Raw genomic sequence first — 18,964 nt, forward strand, 5'->3', positions numbered from 1 at the left:
GAGTTGCATCGTGCGTAAGTTGACTCAATTCGTTCTGGTTGCCGCTGCCATGATGGCGACTCCGGCCTTCGCGGAAATGAAGATTGCGGTACTGAACTATCAAATGGCCCTGCTCGAGTCCGACGCCGCCAAGAAGTACGCGGTCGATGCCGAGAAGAAATTCGGTCCCCAGCTGAACAAACTGAAGACCCTGGAGAGCGACGCCAAACGTATCCAGGACCGTCTGGTGAAAGACGGCGAGAAGATGCAACAAGCCGAACGTGAGCGCTTGGAGCTTGAATTCAAGCAGAAGGCCCGCGATTTCCAGTTCCAGTCCAAGGAACTGAACGAAGCCAAGGCCGTTGCTGACCGCGACATGCTCAAGCAGCTCAAGCCGAAGCTGGACAAGGCTGTTGAAGAAGTCCTGAAGCAAGGCAGCTATGACCTGGTGCTGGAGCGTGGTGCTGTGGTTGATGTCAAGCCGCAGTACGACATCACCCGCCAAGTCATTGAGCGCATGAACCAGCAGCGCTGATGATGGCAACTCCGGTCTTCACTCTGGGCCAACTGGCTGAGCGTCTCGGAGCCACCGTGCGTGGTTCCGAGGAAAAAGCGATCACCGGCCTGGCCACCCTGCAGGAGGCCGGCCCTGGCCACCTCAGCTTCCTGGCTAATCCGCAGTACCGCAAGTTCCTTGCCGACTGCAAGGCGGGAGCGGTGTTGCTGACTCAGGCTGATGCCGAGGGCTTTGCCGGCGACGCGCTGGTGGTACCCAATCCCTATCTGGCCTACGCCGAGCTATCCCACTTGTTCGACCCGAAGCCGAAGGCTCAGCCCGGCATTCATCCGACCGCTGTGGTGGCGGTTGATGCCAAGGTTGACCCGAGTGCCAGCGTTGGAGCTTATGCGGTGATCGAGTCCGGTGCGCAGATCGGGGCCGGAGTGACCTTGGGCGCCCACTGCGTCGTAGGTGCCCGTACCGTGATTGGTGAGGGCGGCTGGCTCGCGCCACGCGTGACCCTTTATCACGACGTGAAGATCGGCAAGCGTGTCGTGATCCAGTCCGGTGCCGTGATAGGCGGTGAGGGCTTCGGCTTCGCCAACGAAAAGGGCGTTTGGCAGAAAATCGCACAGATCGGCGGCGTTACCCTGGGCGACGACGTGGAAGTGGGGGCCAATACCACCATCGACCGTGGTGCCCTCTCCGATACGCTGATCGGCAATGGCGTGAAGCTGGATAACCAGATCATGATCGCCCACAACGTGCAGGTCGGTGACAACACCGCCATGGCTGGCTGTGTGGGCATTTCCGGCAGCACCAAGATTGGCCGCAACTGCATGATCGCCGGTGGCGTGGGCATGGTTGGCCATATCGAGGTCTGCGACAACGTGTTTGTCACCGGCATGACCATGGTGACTCGCAATATCACCGAGCCGGGTGCTTATTCCTCCGGTACCGCGATGCAGACTGCCGCGGATTGGAAGAAGAGCGCTGCCCGGATCCGCCAGTTGGACGACATGGCGCGTCGTCTGCAGCAACTGGAAAAACGCCTGGCGGCAGTGACCCCGGGCGGGGATGCTTCATCAGAAGCGTGATTCACGCCGCGCCGTGCATCCCCAATCCTCTGAAAAGGCTCCAGGAACATGATGGACATCAACGAGATTCGCGAATATCTGCCGCACCGCTACCCTTTCCTCCTGGTAGATCGGGTGGTGGAGCTGGATGTTGAAGGCAAGCGCATTCGCGCCTACAAGAATGTCAGCATCAACGAGCCCTTCTTCAATGGCCACTTCCCGCAGCATCCCATCATGCCGGGCGTACTGATCATCGAGGCCATGGCCCAGGCGGCGGGCATCCTTGGCTTCAAGATGCTCGACGTCAAGCCTGCGGACGGCACCCTTTATTACTTCGTGGGTTCCGATAAGCTGCGCTTCCGCCAGCCGGTGCTACCGGGCGATCAGTTGATCCTCAGTGCGCAGTTCCTCAGCGTCAAACGCGGCATCTGGAAGTTCGACTGCCATGCCAGCGTCGATGGCAAGGAAGTATGCTCGGCCGAGATTATCTGTGCGGAACGCAAACTATGAGTTTGATTGACCCTCGCGCCATTATCGATCCGGCAGCCAAGCTGGCGGATGGAGTTCAGGTCGGCCCCTGGTCGATCATTGGACCCGATGTGGAAGTCGGCGAGGGGACCGTGGTCGGACCGCATGTGGTCATCAAGGGACCGACCCGTATTGGCAAGCACAATCGCATCTACCAGTTCTCTTCGGTGGGTGAAGACACGCCTGACCTCAAGTACAAGGGTGAACCCACGCGCCTGGTGATCGGTGACCACAATGTGATCCGCGAAGGCGTGACCATCCATCGTGGCACCGTGCAGGACCGCTCCGAGACCACTATCGGCGACCACAATCTGCTGATGGCCTACGTGCATATCGGTCACGACAGCGTGATCGCCAACAATTGCATCCTGGTCAACAACACCGCACTGGCCGGCCACGTACATGTGGATGACTGGGCGATCCTGTCCGGCTATACCCTGGTCCACCAGTTCTGCCGCATCGGCGCCCACAGCTTCTCCGGTATGGGCACGGCAATCGGCAAGGATGTTCCGGCATACGTCACGGTTTTCGGCAACCCAGCCGAGGCCCGCAGCATGAACTTCGAAGGCATGCGACGTCGTGGCTTCAGTGCCGAGGCCATCGCCGCTCTGCGTCGTGCCTACAAGGTGGTCTATCGCCAGGGGTTGACCGTGGAGCAGGCGCTGGCCGAACTGGCCGAGTCCGCTGCGCAGTTCCCGGAAGTGGCAGTTTTCCGCGACTCCATCCAGTCCTCGACCCGCGGCATTACCCGCTGAGCACATGAACCGTCCATTGCGCATCGCGCTGGTTGCCGGCGAGGCGTCCGGCGATATTCTCGGCTCCACCCTGATGCACGCGCTAAAGGCGCGCCATCCTGACGCCCAGTTCATTGGCGTTGGCGGCCCGCTTATGCAGGCAGAAGGGTTGGAATCCTATTTCCCCATGGAACGCCTGGCAGTCATGGGACTGGTGGAAGTCCTTGGGCGCCTCCCGGAGCTGCTGGCACGCCGCAAACAGCTCATCCGGACCCTGATCGACGAGCGCCCTGACGTTTTTATTGGAATCGATGCACCTGACTTCACCCTCGGCGTCGAACTCAAGCTTCGTCGTGCCGGTATCAAGACAGTGCATTACGTCAGCCCTTCGGTCTGGGCTTGGCGGCAGAAACGTGTACTGAAGATCCGCGAAGGCTGCGATCTGATGCTCACGCTCTTCCCCTTCGAAGCACGTTTCTACGAAGAGAAAGGCGTTCCGGTCCGATTTGTCGGGCATCCGCTGGCCGATGCCATCCCGCTGGAGGCCGATCGCTCAGCCGCTCGCAGGGCGCTGGACTTGCCGGAAGACTCTGCCGTTGTAGCGCTACTACCCGGTAGCCGCGGTGGTGAAGTGGGCAGGCTGGGGGAGTTGTTCCTCGATGCTGCCGAGCGTCTGCGTTCGATTCGCCCCGGTATCCGTTTCGTTCTGCCGTGTGCGAGCCCGGAGCGGAGGGTGCAGATCGAGGCGATGCTAGCCAGTCGAAACTTGCCGTTGAAGTTGCTCGACGGCCGCTCCCATGACGCTCTGGCCGCTTGCGACGCGGTACTGATCGCCTCTGGGACAGCCACCCTGGAGGCACTGTTGTACAAGCGCCCGATGGTGGTGGCCTACAAGGTGGCACCGCTGACTTATCGGATTCTCAAGCGCCTGGTGAAAAGCCCGTACGTGTCCTTGCCCAACCTGCTGGCCCAGCGCTTGCTGGTGCCCGAGCTGCTGCAGGATGCCGCTACGCCGGAGGCGCTTGCCCAGGCCGTTTCGCCCCTGCTCGACGACGGCGAGGTGCAGACGCACGGTTTCGACGTCATTCATCGCGCTCTGCGCCGAGACGCCTCGCGCGAGGCGGCCGATGCCATCCTGAAATTGATTGGAGTGTCCTGATGCAACTCGGTCTGGATTTCAGTCTGGTAGAAGAGTTGGTGGCTGGTGTCGACGAAGTTGGCCGTGGCCCCCTCTGTGGTCCGGTGGTGACGGCCGCGGTGATCCTCGACCCGGCACGGCCGATCCTCGGCCTTAACGATTCGAAGAAGCTCTCCGAAGCCCGTCGTGATGCGCTGTTCGACGAAATACGCGAAAAGGCTCTGGCCTGGTGTATCGCGCGCGCCGAAGTGGAAGAGATCGATCAGCTGAACATCCTTCACGCGACCATGCTGGCCATGCAGCGCGCAGTGGAGGGCCTCAGTGTGACGCCGAAGCTGGCCCTTATCGACGGCAACCGTTGTCCCAAGCTCAAGGTGCCCAGCGCTCCTGTGGTCAAAGGCGACAGCCAGGTTCCCGCGATCGCCGCCGCGTCCATCCTGGCCAAGGTCAGCCGTGACCGTGAAATGGCCGAACTGGACGCGCTTTACCCGGGTTACGGCATCGCCGGACACAAGGGTTACCCCACGGCCGTCCATCTGGAAGCCTTGCGCCGACTGGGCCCCACCTCAATCCATCGCCGTTCTTTCGGCCCGGTCCGGGATCTCATCGAAGGCGGTTATTGAGGCGCAATGTCGCGCCTATCCGCGACCTTGCCCCAAGCCTGTAGCTTTGTCCGAGGGCCCGGTACAATCCGGGCCCTGTCGTTTTCGCGTTTTGCATAGGACTTCCATGACCGCTTCTTTCGTCCATCTGCGTCTGCATTCCGAATACTCCCTGGTAGACGGCCTGGTACGGGTCAAGCCACTGGTCAAGGCCGTGGCGGGAGCGGGCATGCCGGCGGTGGCGATCACCGACCAGAGCAACATGTGCTCGCTGGTGAAGTTCTACAAGACCGCCATGGGCGGCGGCATCAAGCCCATCTGCGGCGCGGACATCTGGCTGGCCAGTCCCTTCGAGGACGGCCCGCTCAGCCGCATGACGCTCCTGGCGATGAACGCCAAGGGTTACCGCAACCTGACCGAGCTAGTTTCCCGCGGCTGGTCCGACGGTCAGAGCAATGGCCTGGTGATTATCCAGCGCGAATGGGTGAAGGAGGCGGCCGAAGGCCTGATCGCCCTGTCCGGTGCCAAGGAGGGCGAGATCGGCATGGCCCTCCTCAACAATGACCCGGCGAGCGCCGAGGCCATGCTGGCTGAGTGGCAGAGTGTGTTCCCCGACCGCTTCTATCTGGAGCTGCAGCGTACCTCTCGCATCAACGACGAGGAGCACGTCCACGCTGCCGTCGCCCTGGCCAGCCGCTGTGGTGCGCCGCTCGTGGCCACTAACGACGTGCGTTTCATCAAGCCCGGCGACTTCGAGGCCCACGAGACCCGCGTTTGCATCGGCGAGGGCCGTGTCCTCGATGACCCGCGCCGTCCTCGCAACTACTCCGATCAGCAGTACCTCAAGTCTCCTGAGGAAATGGCCGAGCTGTTCGCCGATATTCCGGAAGCGCTGGAGAACACCGTCGAGATTGCCAAGCGTTGCAACATCGAGGTGCAACTGGGCAAGCACTTCCTGCCCGATTTCCCCACACCCAACGGCATGAGCATCGATGACTACCTCCGTCATGCCTCCTTCGAGGGCCTGGAAGAGCGCCTGGCCGTGCTCTTGCCGAAGGAAACCACGCCCGATTACGAAGAGAAACGCCAGCTCTACATCGATCGCCTGGAGTTCGAACTCGGCACGATCATCCAGATGGGCTTCCCCGGCTACTTCCTGATCGTTGCGGACTTCATCCAGTGGGCCAAGAACAATGGCGTGCCGGTAGGGCCGGGCCGGGGCTCGGGTGCCGGCAGCCTGGTTGCCTACGTACTGAAGATCACCGACCTCGACCCATTGGCCTACGACCTGCTGTTCGAGCGCTTCCTCAACCCTGAGCGGGTATCCATGCCCGACTTCGACGTCGACTTTTGCATGGATGGCCGCGACCGGGTGATCGACTACGTGGCCGACAAGTACGGACGCAATGCGGTGAGCCAGATCATCACCTTCGGCTCCATGGCGGCCAAGGCGGTGGTGCGCGACGTGGCGCGCGTGCAGGGCAAGTCCTACGGATTGGCGGATCGTCTGTCGAAGATGATCCCGTTCGAAGTGGGTATGACCCTGGAGGCCGCGTTCAACCAGGAAGAAGCGCTGCGGGACTTCCTCAAGGTGGACGAAGAGGCCCAGGAAATCTGGGACATGGCCCTGAAGCTGGAAGGCATCACCCGGGGCACCGGCAAGCACGCCGGTGGTGTAGTGATCGCGCCGACCAAACTTACCGATTTTTCTCCGATCGCCTGTGACGAAGAGGGCACCGGCCTGGTGACCCAGTTCGACAAGGACGATGTGGAGGCCGCCGGCCTGGTGAAGTTCGACTTCCTCGGCCTGCGTACCCTGACGATCATCAAGTGGGCCATGGAGATGATCAATCGGGAGCAGGAGAAGCTGGGCAAGCCCCTGGTCGACATCGACCGCATCCCGCTGGACGACAAGAAAACCTACGACATGCTGCAGAAGGCGGAGACCACCGCGGTCTTCCAGCTCGAATCGCGCGGCATGAAGGAACTGATCAAGAAGCTCAAGCCCGACTGCCTGGAGGACATGATCGCCCTGGTGGCGCTGTTCCGCCCGGGTCCGCTTCAGTCCGGCATGGTGGATGACTTCATCAACCGCAAGCACGGCCGTGCCGAGCTTTCCTACCCGCACCCCGACTACCAGTACGCCGGCCTCGAGCCGGTGCTCAAGCCCACCTACGGCATCATCCTGTACCAGGAACAGGTGATGCAGATCGCTCAGGTGATGGCCGGCTACACCCTTGGTGGCGCGGATATGCTGCGACGTGCCATGGGTAAGAAGAAACCCGAGGAAATGGCCAAGCAGCGCGGCGGCTTCATTGAAGGCTGCTCCAACAACGGCATCGACCCGAACCTCTCGGGCAACATCTTCGACCTGGTGGAAAAGTTCGCCGGCTACGGCTTCAACAAGTCCCACTCCGCCGCCTACGGCTGGGTCTCGTACCAGACCGCGTGGCTCAAGGCGCACTTCCCGGCACCCTTCATGGCCGCGGTGCTCACTGCGGATATGCACAACACCGACAAGGTGGTGACGCTGATCGAAGAATGCCGGCACATGAAGCTGCGCATCGTCGCCCCAGACGTGAACAATTCCGAATACCGCTTCACCGTCGACAATGACGGCCAGATCGTCTACGGCCTGGGCGCCATCAAGGGCGTGGGTGAGGGACCGGTGGAGGCCATTACCGAATGCCGCGCCGAAGGTGGTCCGTTCAAGGACCTGTTTGACTTCTGCAACCGTGTCGACCTCAAGCGCATCAACAAGCGCACCCTGGAGGCCCTGATTCGGGGTGGAGCGCTCGATCGCCTAGGACCGTTCTTCAGCAACGAGCCCAAGGCTTATCAGGCTGGCATTGACCGCAACCGAGCGGTGCTGCTGGCCGCCATGGAAGAGGCCATCCAGGCGGCGGAGCAGACCGCTCGCAGTCATGACAGCGGGCACATGGACCTCTTCGGCGGCCTGTTCGCCGAGCCTGAGGCCGACATGTACGCCAATCACCGCAACGCCAAGGAGCTATCCCTCAAGGAGCGCCTGAAGGGCGAGAAGGAAACCCTGGGCCTGTACCTCACCGGTCACCCGATCGACGAGTACGAAGGCGAGATCCGCCGCTTCGCCCGCCAGCGCATCGTCGAGCTCAAGCCAGCGCGCGACACCCAGATCATTGCCGGCCTGATCGTCAACTTGCGGGTAATGAAGAACAAGAAAGGCGACAAGATGGGCTTCATCACCCTTGACGACCGCTCCGGCCGCATCGAAGCCTCGCTCTTCGCCGAGGCCTTCAACACTGCCCAGGGGCTGCTGCAGACCGACGCCCTGGTGGTTGTCGAAGGGGAGGTCAGCCATGACGATTTCTCCGGCGGCCTGCGCTTGCGCGCCAAGCGCGTGCTTAGCCTGGAAGAGGCGCGCACCGGCCTCGCCGAGAGCCTGCGCATGAAAGTGGATTTCAGCGCCCTGCAAGGCGATCGCTTGCGCTGGTTGGCTGAACTTTGCGGCCGCCATCGCGGCTCCTGCCCGCTGACGCTGGACTACAGCGGTAATGACGCGAAGGCTGTGCTGCAGTTCGGCGACAACTGGCGAATCGCACCGGCCGACGCTTTGATTCAGGCATTGCGTGACCAGTTCGGGCGCGACAACGTCTTCCTGCACTACCGCTGATGCGAACGTGATTGCACGCTCGCAGCGGCCCGATTTCGATTTGATCTCGACCCGAACGCGCCCGATCCCTTAAGGTAGGGCGCCAAATGGAACCAGCCGCCTGGCCCCAAGCGCACGACGGAAGCCTATGAACCCGAACTTTCTGGATTTCGAACAGCCCATCGCCGATCTGCAAGCCAAGATCGAGGAGCTGCGTCTGGTCGGTAACGACAACGCCCTGAATATCACCGACGAGATTTCGCGCCTGCAGGAGAAGAGCAGTGCGCTCACCGAAAGCATCTTCGGCAATCTCAGCAGCTGGCAGATCGCCCAGCTGGCGCGCCATCCGCGCCGGCCCTACACCCTTGACTACATCGAGCACATCTTCGCCGAGTTCGACGAGCTGCACGGGGATCGTCATTTCTCCGACGACGCCGCGATCGTTGGCGGTATCGCCCGTCTGAACGATGAGCCGGTCATGGTCATCGGCCATCAGAAGGGCCGTGAAGTGCGCGAGAAGGTTCGCCGCAACTTCGGCATGCCGCGCCCGGAGGGCTACCGCAAGGCTTGCCGCCTGATGGAAATGGCCGAGCGCTTCAAGATGCCGATCCTCACCTTCATCGATACCCCCGGTGCCTACCCGGGTATCGATGCCGAGGAGCGCGGCCAGAGCGAAGCCATCGCCTGGAACCTGCGTGTCATGGCCCGCCTGAAGACCCCGATCATCGCCACCGTGATTGGCGAGGGTGGTTCCGGCGGCGCGCTGGCCATTGGTGTCTGCGACCGCTTGAACATGCTGCAGTACTCCACCTACTCGGTGATTTCGCCGGAAGGTTGCGCATCCATTCTGTGGAAAACGGCCGAGAAAGCGCCGGACGCAGCTGAAGCCATGGGCATCACTGCCGAACGCCTGAAAGGCTTGGGTATCGTCGACAAGGTGATCGCCGAGCCCCTGGGCGGCGCGCACCGCGATCCGGCCGCTGCGGCCGAGTCGATCCGCAAGGAGCTCTCCGAGCAACTGAAGACCCTGCAGAAGCTCAGTAACGAGGATCTGCTGGCTCGTCGTTATGATCGACTGATGAGCTACGGCGTAGCCTGATCCCGCTTCAGGCTGTAAAGATCGGGCCCCGGCTTTATGCTTGGGGCCCGATTTCTTTTTGAGCCGTCCATGTCCCCCGAGTCCCGCCTTCTGACGAACCTGGCGTCCTGGCGCCACGCGCCGGCCTGGCGCGTCGCCTTTTCCGGCGGGCTCGATTCCACTGTCCTGCTGCATATGTTGGCGCGCCTCGCCATTCGCGAATCCTTGCCGCCGCTATCCGCCATCCATGTGCATCACGGCCTCCAGGCCGCGGCCGATGCCTGGCCAAACCACTGCCAACGGGCCTGCGACGCATTGGGCGTGCCGCTCACGGTGCTGCGGGTAACCGTTGATACCGGGCCGAGCCTGGAGCGCGCTGCGCGGGACGCACGCTACGCCGCTTTCATCGGCCAAATGGGCGCCGGGGACGTGCTGCTCAGCGCACAGCATCGGGACGACCAAGCCGAAACGCTTCTTTTCCGTCTGTTGCGAGGTGCTGGCGTGCGCGGACTGGCCGGTATGCCGCAATGCCGACCTCTGGGCCTGGGTAGCCTGGTCAGGCCATTGCTGCAAGCGTCCCGTGCCGAGCTGGAAGCCTATGCCCGCGCTGAAGGACTTGAGTGGGTGGAGGACCCGAGCAATTCAGACACTTCGCTCGCTCGCAACTTTCTCCGTCGCGATGTGTTCCCGCTGCTGCAGTCTCGCTGGCCTAGGGTGACGGAAAGCCTGGTCCGTAGCGCGGAGCACATGGCTGAGGCAGAGGGCTTGCTGGGTGAGTTGGCCGAGGCTGATCTGGAACGTGCCCAAGTTGGCAGCGATTTCCCATGGCTGCCACTGCCGTCCCTGGAGCTGGGCGCGCTGGCGTCGTTATCGCCGCCACGACAGCGCAATGCCTTGCGTTACTGGCTCGCACAGTTGACGACGCTTCCGGACAGCAACCACTGGGCAGGATGGGAAGACCTCCGCGATGCCGCCGTCGATACAACTCCGATCTGGCGCCTTGCGATGGGGGAGCTGCATCGTGCCGACGGACGGTTGTGGTGGCTGTCCGGGGAGTGGCTGGCGGCGCCGGAGTGCGATTTTTCGTGGGCCGACCCTGCTCTGCCGCTCGAACTGCCTGGCAACGGCAGGTTGAGCCTGCTGGGTGAGCCGCCGGCCGGCAGGCTCGAAGTCCGCTATCGCCGGGGAGGTGAGGTGCTGGAACTGCCGGGGCGAGGGCGTCGCGATCTCAAACGGCTGCTTAACGAAGCTCGTCTGCCTGCTTTTGTCCGCGGCCGATTGCCGCTGTTGTTTGTCGACGGCGAGTTGCTGGCCGTCGCCAACCTTTCGGGGCTGGACCGTCCGGGAGCGGGCGACGGGCAACTGCGCTGGATGCCACCGACGAATGACCAAGGTTTGAGCTGGTAGGGTCTTTCCGGTAGACTACGCTCCCGTCTTACATAGCTTCCGCTGATTCCTTCGGAATCGGCGGTTGTTGCTTTTGAAGCAGCGCCCCAGCGGCGCTCCATGGTTGAAGGCCATAGCCCTTCATCGCTTTCCCCGGCGGCTTTCCGCCTAAACGCAGACTTCTAGGGTTTTTCATGACGCGCTACATCTTCGTCACGGGCGGTGTTGTTTCTTCTTTGGGGAAAGGCATCGCCTCGGCATCCTTGGCCGCCATTCTGGAAGCGCGGGGACTGAAGGTCACCATGCTCAAGCTCGATCCGTACATCAACGTCGATCCGGGTACCATGAGCCCCTTCCAGCACGGCGAAGTCTTCGTGACCGAGGACGGCGCCGAGACCGACCTCGATCTGGGCCACTACGAGCGCTTCGTGCGCACCACCATGACCCAGAACAACAACTTCACCACCGGCCGCGTCTATGCCGACGTGCTGCGCAAGGAGCGTCGTGGTGACTACCTGGGTGCGACCATCCAGGTGATTCCGCACATCACCGACGAGATCAAGCACCGCATCATCAAGGGAGCCGCCGGCGCGGACGTGGCCCTTGTGGAAATCGGCGGCACCGTTGGTGACATCGAATCCCAGCCGTTCCTTGAAGCCATCCGTCAGCTGCGTGTGGAAGTGGGCGCCAAGCGCGCCATGCTGATGCACCTGACCCTGGTTCCGTATATCGCCACCGCTGGCGAGACCAAGACCAAGCCGACCCAGCACTCGGTTAAGGAGCTGCGCTCCATTGGCCTGCAGCCTGATGTTCTGGTCTGCCGTTCCGACCATGACGTCGACCTGTCCTCCCGTCGCAAGATCGCCCTGTTCACCAACGTTGAAGAGCGCGCGGTGATCTCCCTGCAGGACGTCGACACCATCTACAAGATCCCGTCTGTGCTGCACGCCCAGGGCCTGGACGATTTCGTCGTCGAGCGTTTTGGCCTGCAATGCGGCAGTGCCGACCTTTCCGAATGGGATCGCGTGGTGGATGCCAAGCTGAATCCCGAGAAGGAAGTCACCATCGCCATGGTCGGCAAGTACATGGAGCTGCTGGATGCGTACAAGTCGCTGATCGAAGCGATGAGCCACGCCGGCATCCAGAGTCGCACCAAGGTAAACCTGCGCTACATCGACTCCGAAGACATCGAAACCCAGGGCACCAGCTTGCTGGAAGGTGTTGACGCCATCCTGGTTCCGGGTGGATTCGGCTTGCGCGGCGTGGAAGGCAAGATCTCCACCGTGCGCTTTGCCCGCGAGAACAAGATTCCCTACCTCGGCATCTGCCTCGGCATGCAGGTGGCGGTAATCGAGTACGCCCGTAACGTGCTGGGCTGGACCGATGCCAACTCCACCGAATTCGACAAGTCCAGCGGCCACCCGGTCGTGGGCCTGATCACCGAGTGGGAAGACGCCACTGGCGCCACCGAAATCCGTACTGAAGCCTCTGACCTCGGTGGCACCATGCGCCTTGGCGCCCAGGCGTGCCAGCTGGAGAACGGCTCCCTGGTACACGATTGCTATGGCAAGGACGAGATCGTCGAGCGCCATCGCCACCGCTACGAAGTGAACAACAATCTGCTGCCACAATTGCAGGAAGCCGGCCTGAAGGTCACTGGCCGCTCTGGCGACGGTGCCTTGGTAGAAGTGGTCGAAGCTCCGGATCATCCGTGGTTCGTGGCTTGCCAGTTCCACCCGGAGTTCACCTCCACGCCGCGTTATGGCCACCCGCTGTTCAGCGGCTTCGTCAACGCCGCCTTGGCGCAGAAAGCGAAGAAGGCCTGAGCCATGGCGCAGAAGATCGTCCGCGTCGGTAACATCGAGATTGCCAACGACAAGCCCTTCGTGCTGTTCGGCGGTATGAACGTGCTGGAGTCCCGCGACCTCGCCCTGAAGGTCTGCGAGGAGTACGTCAAGGTGACCGAGAAGCTCGGTATCCCTTACGTGTTCAAGGCCAGTTTCGACAAGGCCAACCGCTCCTCGATCAACTCCTTCCGCGGCCCGGGCCTGGAAGAGGGCATGAAGATCTTCGAGGAAGTGAAGAAGACCTTCGGCGTGCCGGTGATCACCGACGTCCATGAGCCCTATCAGGCAGCTCCGGTGGCTGAAGTTTGCGACATCATCCAACTGCCGGCCTTCCTGTCTCGCCAAACCGACCTTGTGGTCGCGATGGCGAAGACCGGTGCGGTGATCAACATCAAGAAGGCCCAGTTCCTTGCACCCCACGAGATGAAGCACATCCTCACCAAGTGCGAGGAAGCCGGTAATGATCGTCTGATCCTCTGCGAGCGTGGTTCCTCCTTCGGCTACAACAACCTGGTCGTGGACATGCTCGGCTTCGGCATCATGAAGCAGTTCGAGTACCCGGTTTTCTTCGACGTCACTCACGCCCTGCAAATGCCGGGTGGCCGTGCCGACTCCGCTGGCGGCCGCCGTGCCCAGGTCACCGACCTGGCCAAGGCCGGCATGAGCCAGGGGCTGGCGGGCCTCTTCCTTGAAGCCCATCCGGATCCGGACAACGCCAAGTGCGATGGTCCCTGCGCTTTGCGCCTGAACAAACTCGAACCCTTCCTGTCCCAGCTCAAGCAGCTGGACGACCTGGTCAAGAGTTTTCCGCCGATCGAGACTGCCTGAACGGGCCGATCTCCGGTAAAGTGCCGCGTGGGCACAATCTGACCGATCGGTCAGGACGTTCGCCGGGTCAGCCGACCCCGAGGCCCGGCGAATTGCCTCACTTTCTGCTGAGCGTTTTCGTCAACTTTTGGAGTGCTAACAACAATGGCAAAGATCGTCGACATCAAGGGCCGCGAGGTTCTGGACTCCCGTGGCAACCCCACCGTGGAAGCCGATGTGATCCTCGAGAACGGCATCATCGGCAGCGCTTGCGCGCCGTCCGGTGCTTCCACCGGTTCCCGCGAGGCACTGGAACTGCGTGATGGCGACAAGAGCCGTTACCTGGGCAAGGGCGTACTGAAAGCTGTGGGCAACATCAATGGCCCGATCCGCGACCTGCTGCTGGGCAAGGACGCTGCTGACCAGAAAGCCCTCGACCGCGCCATGATCGAGCTGGACGGTACCGAGAACAAGGCCAAGCTGGGCGCCAACGCCATCCTCGCCGTGTCCCTGGCCGCCGCCAAGGCCGCTGCCCAGGCCAAGGGTGTACCGCTCTACGCCCACATTGCCGACCTGAACGGCACTCCCGGTCAGTACTCCATGCCGGTACCGATGATGAACATCATCAACGGTGGCGAGCATGCCGATAACAACGTCGACATCCAGGAATTCATGGTGCAGCCGGTTGGCGCCAAGAACTTCGCCGACGCCCTGCGCATGGGCGCCGAGATCTTCCACCACCTGAAAGCCGTGCTGAAGGCCCGTGGCCTGAACACCGCCGTCGGTGACGAAGGCGGTTTCGCTCCGAACCTGGCCTCCAACGAAGACGCCCTGGCCGCGATCGCCGAAGCTGTCGCCAATGCCGGCTACAAGCTGGGCACTGACGTGACCCTGGCTCTGGACTGCGCCTCCAGCGAATTCTTCAAGGAAGGCAAGTACGACCTCGCCGGTGAAGGCAAAGTGTTCGACGCTGCAGGCTTCGCCGACTACCTGGCTGGCCTGACCCAGCGTTATCCGATCATCTCCATCGAAGACGGCATGGACGAGTCCGACTGGGCCGGCTGGAAAGACCTGACCGACAAGATCGGCACCAAGGTTCAGCTGGTAGGTGATGACCTGTTCGTGACCAACACCAAGATCCTCAAGGAAGGCATCGAAAAGAACATTGCCAACTCGATCCTGATCAAGTTCAACCAGATCGGCTCCCTGACCGAAACCCTGGAAGCCATCCAGATGGCCAAGGCTGCCGGCTACACCGCGGTGATCTCCCACCGTTCCGGTGAGACCGAGGACAGCACCATCGCCGACCTGGCCGTAGGCACCGCCGCCGGTCAGATCAAGACTGGCTCCCTGTGCCGTTCCGACCGCGTTTCCAAGTACAACCAGCTGCTGCGTATCGAAGAGCAACTGGGCGAGAAAGCGCCGTACCGTGGCCGTGCCGAGTTCCGCGGCTAAGTCCGCAGCTGCAATCGGTCAGGCCGGGTTGAAATCAGCCGCTGAATGCCTCTTTACTTCATGTAAACTGCGCGTTATCACCTGATTTCAACCTGCCCAGCCGGCAGGGACTGGTAGAAGGGCAGCGCAAGCTGCCCTTTTCGCATGGATACTCCCTGGCAAAATGACTCGCCCTAACACTTACTGGTTGTTCGTTGTCCTGATCCTGATGCTGGCGGGCCTGCAGTATCGCCTCTGGGTGGGCGACGGTAGCCTGGCGCAGGTCCAGGATCTACAACACCAGATTGCCGAACAGAAAGGCGAGAACGAACGCCTGCTGGAGCGAAACCGCATTCTGGAAGCGGAAGTGATGGAGCTGAAAAAGGGTATGGAGACCGTCGAAGAGCGTGCCCGGCACGAGCTGGGTATGGTCAAGGAAGGCGAAACCCTCTACCAGATTTCCGAATGAACCAGGCCGATATCCCCTTTTTCTGGGCGGTGATTCCTGCCGCCGGTGTCGGTGCCCGCATGCGCGCCGACCGTCCCAAGCAGTATCTCGAACTCGCCGGGCGAACCATTCTCGAGCACAGCCTCGACTGCTTCCTGGATCATCCACAGCTCAAGGGACTGGTAGTCAGCCTTTCGGTCGACGATCCCTACTGGCCAACGCTGCCCTGCGCCACCGACGAGCGCATCATCCGTGCCGATGGCGGCAAGGAGCGCTCGGATTCGGTGCTCAGCGCTTTGTTGCGGCTGGCCGAGCACGGCGCCCGAGCCAACGACTGGGTGCTGGTGCATGATGCGGCGCGACCGAACCTGTCGCGCTACGATCTTGACCTGCTGCTGGCAGAGTTGGCTGATGACCCGGTGGGTGGCCTGCTGGCCGTGCCGGCCCGGGACACCTTGAAGCGTGCAAGCGCCGATGGCCGGGTAGCGGAAACCGTAGACCGCAGCCTGATCTGGCAGGCATACACGCCACAGATGTTTCGCTTCGGTGCCCTGCACCGGGCGCTGGCTGATGCCTTGGTAGCAGGTGTTGCCATCACCGACGAAGCCTCTGCCATGGAGTGGGCCGGCAACGCGCCCAGGCTGGTAGAGGGTCGCGCCGACAACCTCAAGATCACCCGTCCCGAAGATCTCGACTGGCTGCGTCAGCGTTGGTCGACACGCGTCTGATCCGTCGCATATTCCGGCCGTTCGGCCAGCCCAGCCTTCAGTAGGTCCACTAGTTGCCGCACCTTTGGCGAGAGGTGCCGCTGCTGTGGATAAAGTGCCCAGACCGCCGTGTTCGGCGGGCGGTGTTGTTCCAACAGCGACACCAACGCACCGCTACGCAGATGCTCCAGCACGTAGTAGTCGGGCAACTGGCATAGGCCGAACCCCCGCAGCGCCGCATTTAGCACGGCCTGGCCACTGTTGCAGCGCCAGTTGCCCTGGACCCTGATCGCATGCTCGCGCCCTTGCTGGAGGAAATCCCAATGGTCCGCGCTGCCAATCAGGCAGTTGTGCCGCGCCAACTCCGAGAGGCTGTGCGGGCGACCATAACGCTCCAGATAGGAAGGCGCTGCGCAGAGGTACATGACCCTCGGCGCAAGGCGCGTCGCCACCAGCCGCGAATCCTGCAAACGGCCCAGGCGTATCGCCAGGTCGAGTCCTTCATGCACCAGGTCCAGGGTGCGATTGCTCAATTCGATGTCCACGCGCAACTGTGGATGGCGTGCCATGAACTCGTTGACCAGTGGCACGATGAACCGTTCGCCATAGGCCACCGCGCAGGTCATGCGCAGCAAACCCTTGGGTTCGCTGGCGAGGTCGCTCACTGCTCGAAGCGCTTCCTCGCGTGCATCCATCAGGCGTTGGCAGTGCTGCAGGAAGGTCTGTCCGGCCTCGGTAAGGGCTACCTTCCGGGTACTTCGATAGAACAGGCGTGTCTGCAGGCGTTCTTCGAGTCGGGCGATCTGCCTGCTGACATGGGATGACGAAATACCCAGGCGATCCGCCGCAGCGGTGAACTGGCCGGTTTCGGCAACGGCGACGAATTCGTCCAGGCCTTCCCAACGACTCATCATTATCCCTCCACAGCAATAAAGTTTTGCTTTGTGGTCGATTATTTACCATTGGTGCCTCAACTACACTCCTTGGCCATTTCAATCAGCAGGAGAATGACCATGATCAAGTCCCGTGCCGCTGTGGCCTTTGCGCCCAACCAGCCGCTGCAGATCGTCGAAGTCGACGTCGCGCCGCCCAAGGCCGGCGAAGTCCTGGTTCGGATCGTGGCAACGGGCGTTTGCCATACCGATGCCTATACCCTGTCCGGCGCCGACTCCGAAGGCGTGTTCCCCTGCATCCTTGGCCATGAAGGTGGCGGCATCGTCGAAGCGGTGGGCGAGGGCGTTACCTCGCTGGCGGTGGGTGATCACGTCATCCCGCTCTACACAGCCGAATGCCGCGAGTGCAAGTTCTGCAAATCCGGCAAGACCAACCTGTGCCAGAAAGTACGCGCCACTCAGGGAAAGGGTCTGATGCCGGACGGCACTTCCCGTTTCAGCTACAACGGTCAGCCGATCTACCACTACATGGGCTGCTCCACCTTCTCCGAGTACACTGTGCTGCCGGAAATCTCCCTGGCGAAGATCCCGAAGGAAGCTCCGCTGGAGAAGGCCTGCCTGCTGGGTTGCGGCGTGACCACCGGCATCGGCGCTGTGCTCAACACCGCCAAGGTAGAAGAGGGCGCCACAGTGGCCATCTTCGGTCTGGGCGGCATCGGTCTGGCGGCGATCATTGGCGCCAAGATGGCGAAGGCATCGCGCATCATCGCCATCGACATCAACCCGGAGAAGTTCGATGTGGCCCGAGAACTGGGTGCCACCGATTTCGTCAATCCGAAGGACCATGCCAAGCCGATCCAGGACGTCATCGTCGAAATGACTGATGGCGGCGTCGACTACAGCTTCGAGTGCGTCGGTAACGTCAACCTGATGCGCGCGGCGCTCGAGTGTTGCCACAAGGGTTGGGGCGAGTCCGTCATCATCGGCGTAGCGCCGGCTGGTGCGGAGATCAGCACCCGTCCGTTCCAGTTGGTGACCGGTCGTGTGTGGCGCGGTTCGGCCTTTGGCGGCGTGAAGGGGCGTACCGAGTTGCCGAGTTATGTGGACAAGGCACAGAAGGGTGAAATCCCGCTGGATACCTTCATCACCCACACCATGGGGCTGGACGACATCAACAAGGCCTTCGACCTGATGCACGAAGGCAAGAGCATCCGCTCGGTCGTCCACTACTAATCAGGCGGGCAGCCCGAGGCAGGCAAGGCCTTCAGCTTCGGGCGCCCGGCTTTGACGGAGATCGCTCCATGACTCTTGAGATCGTTTCCAGCAACAAGAGCTTCGGCGGCTGGCACAAGCGCTACCGTCACCGCTCGACCAGTCTCAACTGCGAGATGGTGTTCGCGGTCTACCTGCCGCCCCAGGCGGAGCAAGGTGGAAAGTTGCCAGTGCTCTACTGGCTGTCGGGGCTGACCTGCACCGATGAGAACTTCATGCAGAAGGCCGGCGCGCAACGCCTGGCCTCGGAGCTGGGGCTGATCATCGTTGCGCCGGACACCAGCCCACGTGGCGCAGATGTACCTGCTGATCCAGACAATGCCTGGGATTTCGGTCTTGGCGCCGGCTTCTACCTGAATGCCAGCCAGGAGCCCTATGCACGTCACTACCGCATGCATGACTACGTGGTGCACGAGTTGCCCGCGCTTATCGAGGCCAACTTCCCTGTGTCTGGGAAGCGCGGTATCAGCGGGCACTCGATGGGAGGCCACGGTGCATTGGTTTGCGCGTTGCGCAATCCGGGGCGCTATCAGTCGCTGTCGGCGTTCGCCCCTATCAGCAATCCTATGGCCTGCCCTTGGGGCGAAAAGGCATTCAGTCGCTATCTGGGTGACGACCGAGCCCGCTGGCGCGAGTGGGATGCCAGCGTGTTGCTGGCCGAGGCTAACGAGCGTTTACCGATCCTGGTGGACCAGGGCGACCGTGATGACTTCCTTGCCAATCAGCTCAAGCCCGAAGCCCTGCAGGCAGCAGCCAATGCAGCCGGGCACCCGCTGACTCTGCGCCTGCAACCTGGCTACGACCACAGCTACTACTTCATTGCCAGTTTCATTGGCGACCACCTGAAGCATCACGCCGAGGCCCTCAAGGGCTAAGCGTCTGCAAAATGGGTAGAATCACGCCCT

General features: G+C 61.9%; 17 protein-coding genes. 16 read left to right on the forward strand and 1 reads right to left on the reverse strand.

The window, feature by feature from the left end:
- Positions 1-10 precede the first annotated feature (10 nt).
- The 14 genes from E8E75_RS08810 (at position 11) to ispD (ending at position 15,915) form a co-directional block, all read left to right on the forward strand.
- Complete coding sequence (locus tag E8E75_RS08810) at positions 11-514, forward strand: OmpH family outer membrane protein (RefSeq protein ID WP_120654865.1); 504 nt, start codon at positions 11-13, stop codon at positions 512-514.
- Entirely contained in the window at positions 514-1,575 is a 1,062-nt protein-coding gene (gene lpxD / locus E8E75_RS08815; RefSeq protein WP_120654866.1) for a UDP-3-O-(3-hydroxymyristoyl)glucosamine N-acyltransferase, read from the forward strand. Before E8E75_RS08810 ends, lpxD begins: the two co-directional genes overlap by 1 nt.
- 48 nt (positions 1,576-1,623) lie before the next feature.
- Positions 1,624-2,064, forward strand: a complete 441-nt coding sequence (fabZ, locus tag E8E75_RS08820) for a 3-hydroxyacyl-ACP dehydratase FabZ (protein WP_077527680.1) — start codon at positions 1,624-1,626, stop codon at positions 2,062-2,064.
- Positions 2,061-2,837: an acyl-ACP--UDP-N-acetylglucosamine O-acyltransferase gene (gene lpxA, locus E8E75_RS08825; protein ID WP_120654867.1), complete on the forward strand. Its 777-nt coding sequence runs from the start codon at positions 2,061-2,063 to the stop codon at positions 2,835-2,837. Before fabZ ends, lpxA begins: the two co-directional genes overlap by 4 nt.
- 4 nt (positions 2,838-2,841) lie before the next feature.
- Complete coding sequence (lpxB, locus tag E8E75_RS08830) at positions 2,842-3,975, forward strand: lipid-A-disaccharide synthase (RefSeq protein ID WP_120654868.1); 1,134 nt, start codon at positions 2,842-2,844, stop codon at positions 3,973-3,975.
- Positions 3,975-4,577, forward strand: coding sequence for a ribonuclease HII (gene rnhB / locus E8E75_RS08835; protein WP_120654869.1), 603 nt, complete (start codon positions 3,975-3,977; stop codon positions 4,575-4,577). Before lpxB ends, rnhB begins: the two co-directional genes overlap by 1 nt.
- Positions 4,578-4,683: 106 nt before the next feature.
- Positions 4,684-8,208, forward strand: a complete 3,525-nt coding sequence (dnaE, locus tag E8E75_RS08840; protein ID WP_120654870.1) for a DNA polymerase III subunit alpha — start codon at positions 4,684-4,686, stop codon at positions 8,206-8,208.
- A 127-nt stretch (positions 8,209-8,335) separates the two neighbouring features.
- Positions 8,336-9,286 (forward strand): acetyl-CoA carboxylase carboxyl transferase subunit alpha, encoded by a 951-nt coding sequence (gene accA / locus E8E75_RS08845; RefSeq protein ID WP_120654871.1) that lies wholly within the window; start codon positions 8,336-8,338, stop codon positions 9,284-9,286.
- 69 nt (positions 9,287-9,355) lie between these two features.
- Positions 9,356-10,672 carry a tRNA lysidine(34) synthetase TilS gene (tilS, locus tag E8E75_RS08850; protein WP_153920832.1) on the forward strand — a complete coding sequence of 439 codons (1,317 nt, stop codon included), beginning with the start codon at positions 9,356-9,358 and terminating at the stop codon, positions 10,670-10,672.
- Between the two features lie 173 nt (positions 10,673-10,845).
- Complete coding sequence (locus tag E8E75_RS08855) at positions 10,846-12,477, forward strand: CTP synthase (protein WP_120654873.1); 1,632 nt, start codon at positions 10,846-10,848, stop codon at positions 12,475-12,477.
- A 3-nt stretch (positions 12,478-12,480) separates the two neighbouring features.
- On the forward strand, positions 12,481-13,326 hold the full coding sequence (gene kdsA / locus E8E75_RS08860) for a 3-deoxy-8-phosphooctulonate synthase (RefSeq protein ID WP_120654874.1): 846 nt from the start codon (positions 12,481-12,483) through the stop codon (positions 13,324-13,326).
- Positions 13,327-13,470: 144 nt separating this feature from the next.
- Entirely contained in the window at positions 13,471-14,760 is a 1,290-nt protein-coding gene (eno, locus tag E8E75_RS08865) for a phosphopyruvate hydratase (protein ID WP_120654875.1), read from the forward strand.
- 163 nt (positions 14,761-14,923) lie between these two features.
- Positions 14,924-15,208 carry a cell division protein FtsB gene (gene ftsB / locus E8E75_RS08870; RefSeq protein ID WP_077527690.1) on the forward strand — a complete coding sequence of 95 codons (285 nt, stop codon included), beginning with the start codon at positions 14,924-14,926 and terminating at the stop codon, positions 15,206-15,208.
- A complete protein-coding gene (gene ispD, locus E8E75_RS08875) occupies positions 15,205-15,915 on the forward strand; it encodes a 2-C-methyl-D-erythritol 4-phosphate cytidylyltransferase (RefSeq protein WP_120654876.1) in 711 nt (236 codons plus the stop codon). Before ftsB ends, ispD begins: the two co-directional genes overlap by 4 nt.
- On the opposite strand, the gene E8E75_RS08880 is transcribed toward ispD, so the two are convergent.
- Positions 15,891-16,805, reverse strand: coding sequence for a LysR substrate-binding domain-containing protein (locus E8E75_RS08880; RefSeq protein WP_120654877.1), 915 nt, complete (start codon positions 16,803-16,805; stop codon positions 15,891-15,893). The two genes, ispD and E8E75_RS08880, sit on opposite strands and share 25 nt — an antisense overlap.
- A gap of 102 nt (positions 16,806-16,907) precedes the next feature.
- On the opposite strand from E8E75_RS08880, the gene E8E75_RS08885 reads away from it, so the two are divergent.
- Positions 16,908-18,020, forward strand: a complete 1,113-nt coding sequence (locus E8E75_RS08885; protein ID WP_153920834.1) for an S-(hydroxymethyl)glutathione dehydrogenase/class III alcohol dehydrogenase — start codon at positions 16,908-16,910, stop codon at positions 18,018-18,020.
- 68 nt (positions 18,021-18,088) lie between these two features.
- Complete coding sequence (fghA, locus tag E8E75_RS08890; protein WP_120654879.1) at positions 18,089-18,934, forward strand: S-formylglutathione hydrolase; 846 nt, start codon at positions 18,089-18,091, stop codon at positions 18,932-18,934.
- The last annotated feature ends 30 nt before the right edge of the window (positions 18,935-18,964 follow it).

Origin of the sequence: Pseudomonas sp. BN606 (assembly GCF_029873115.1) — a bacterium.
Taxonomy (GTDB): Bacteria; Pseudomonadota; Gammaproteobacteria; order Pseudomonadales; family Pseudomonadaceae; genus Metapseudomonas.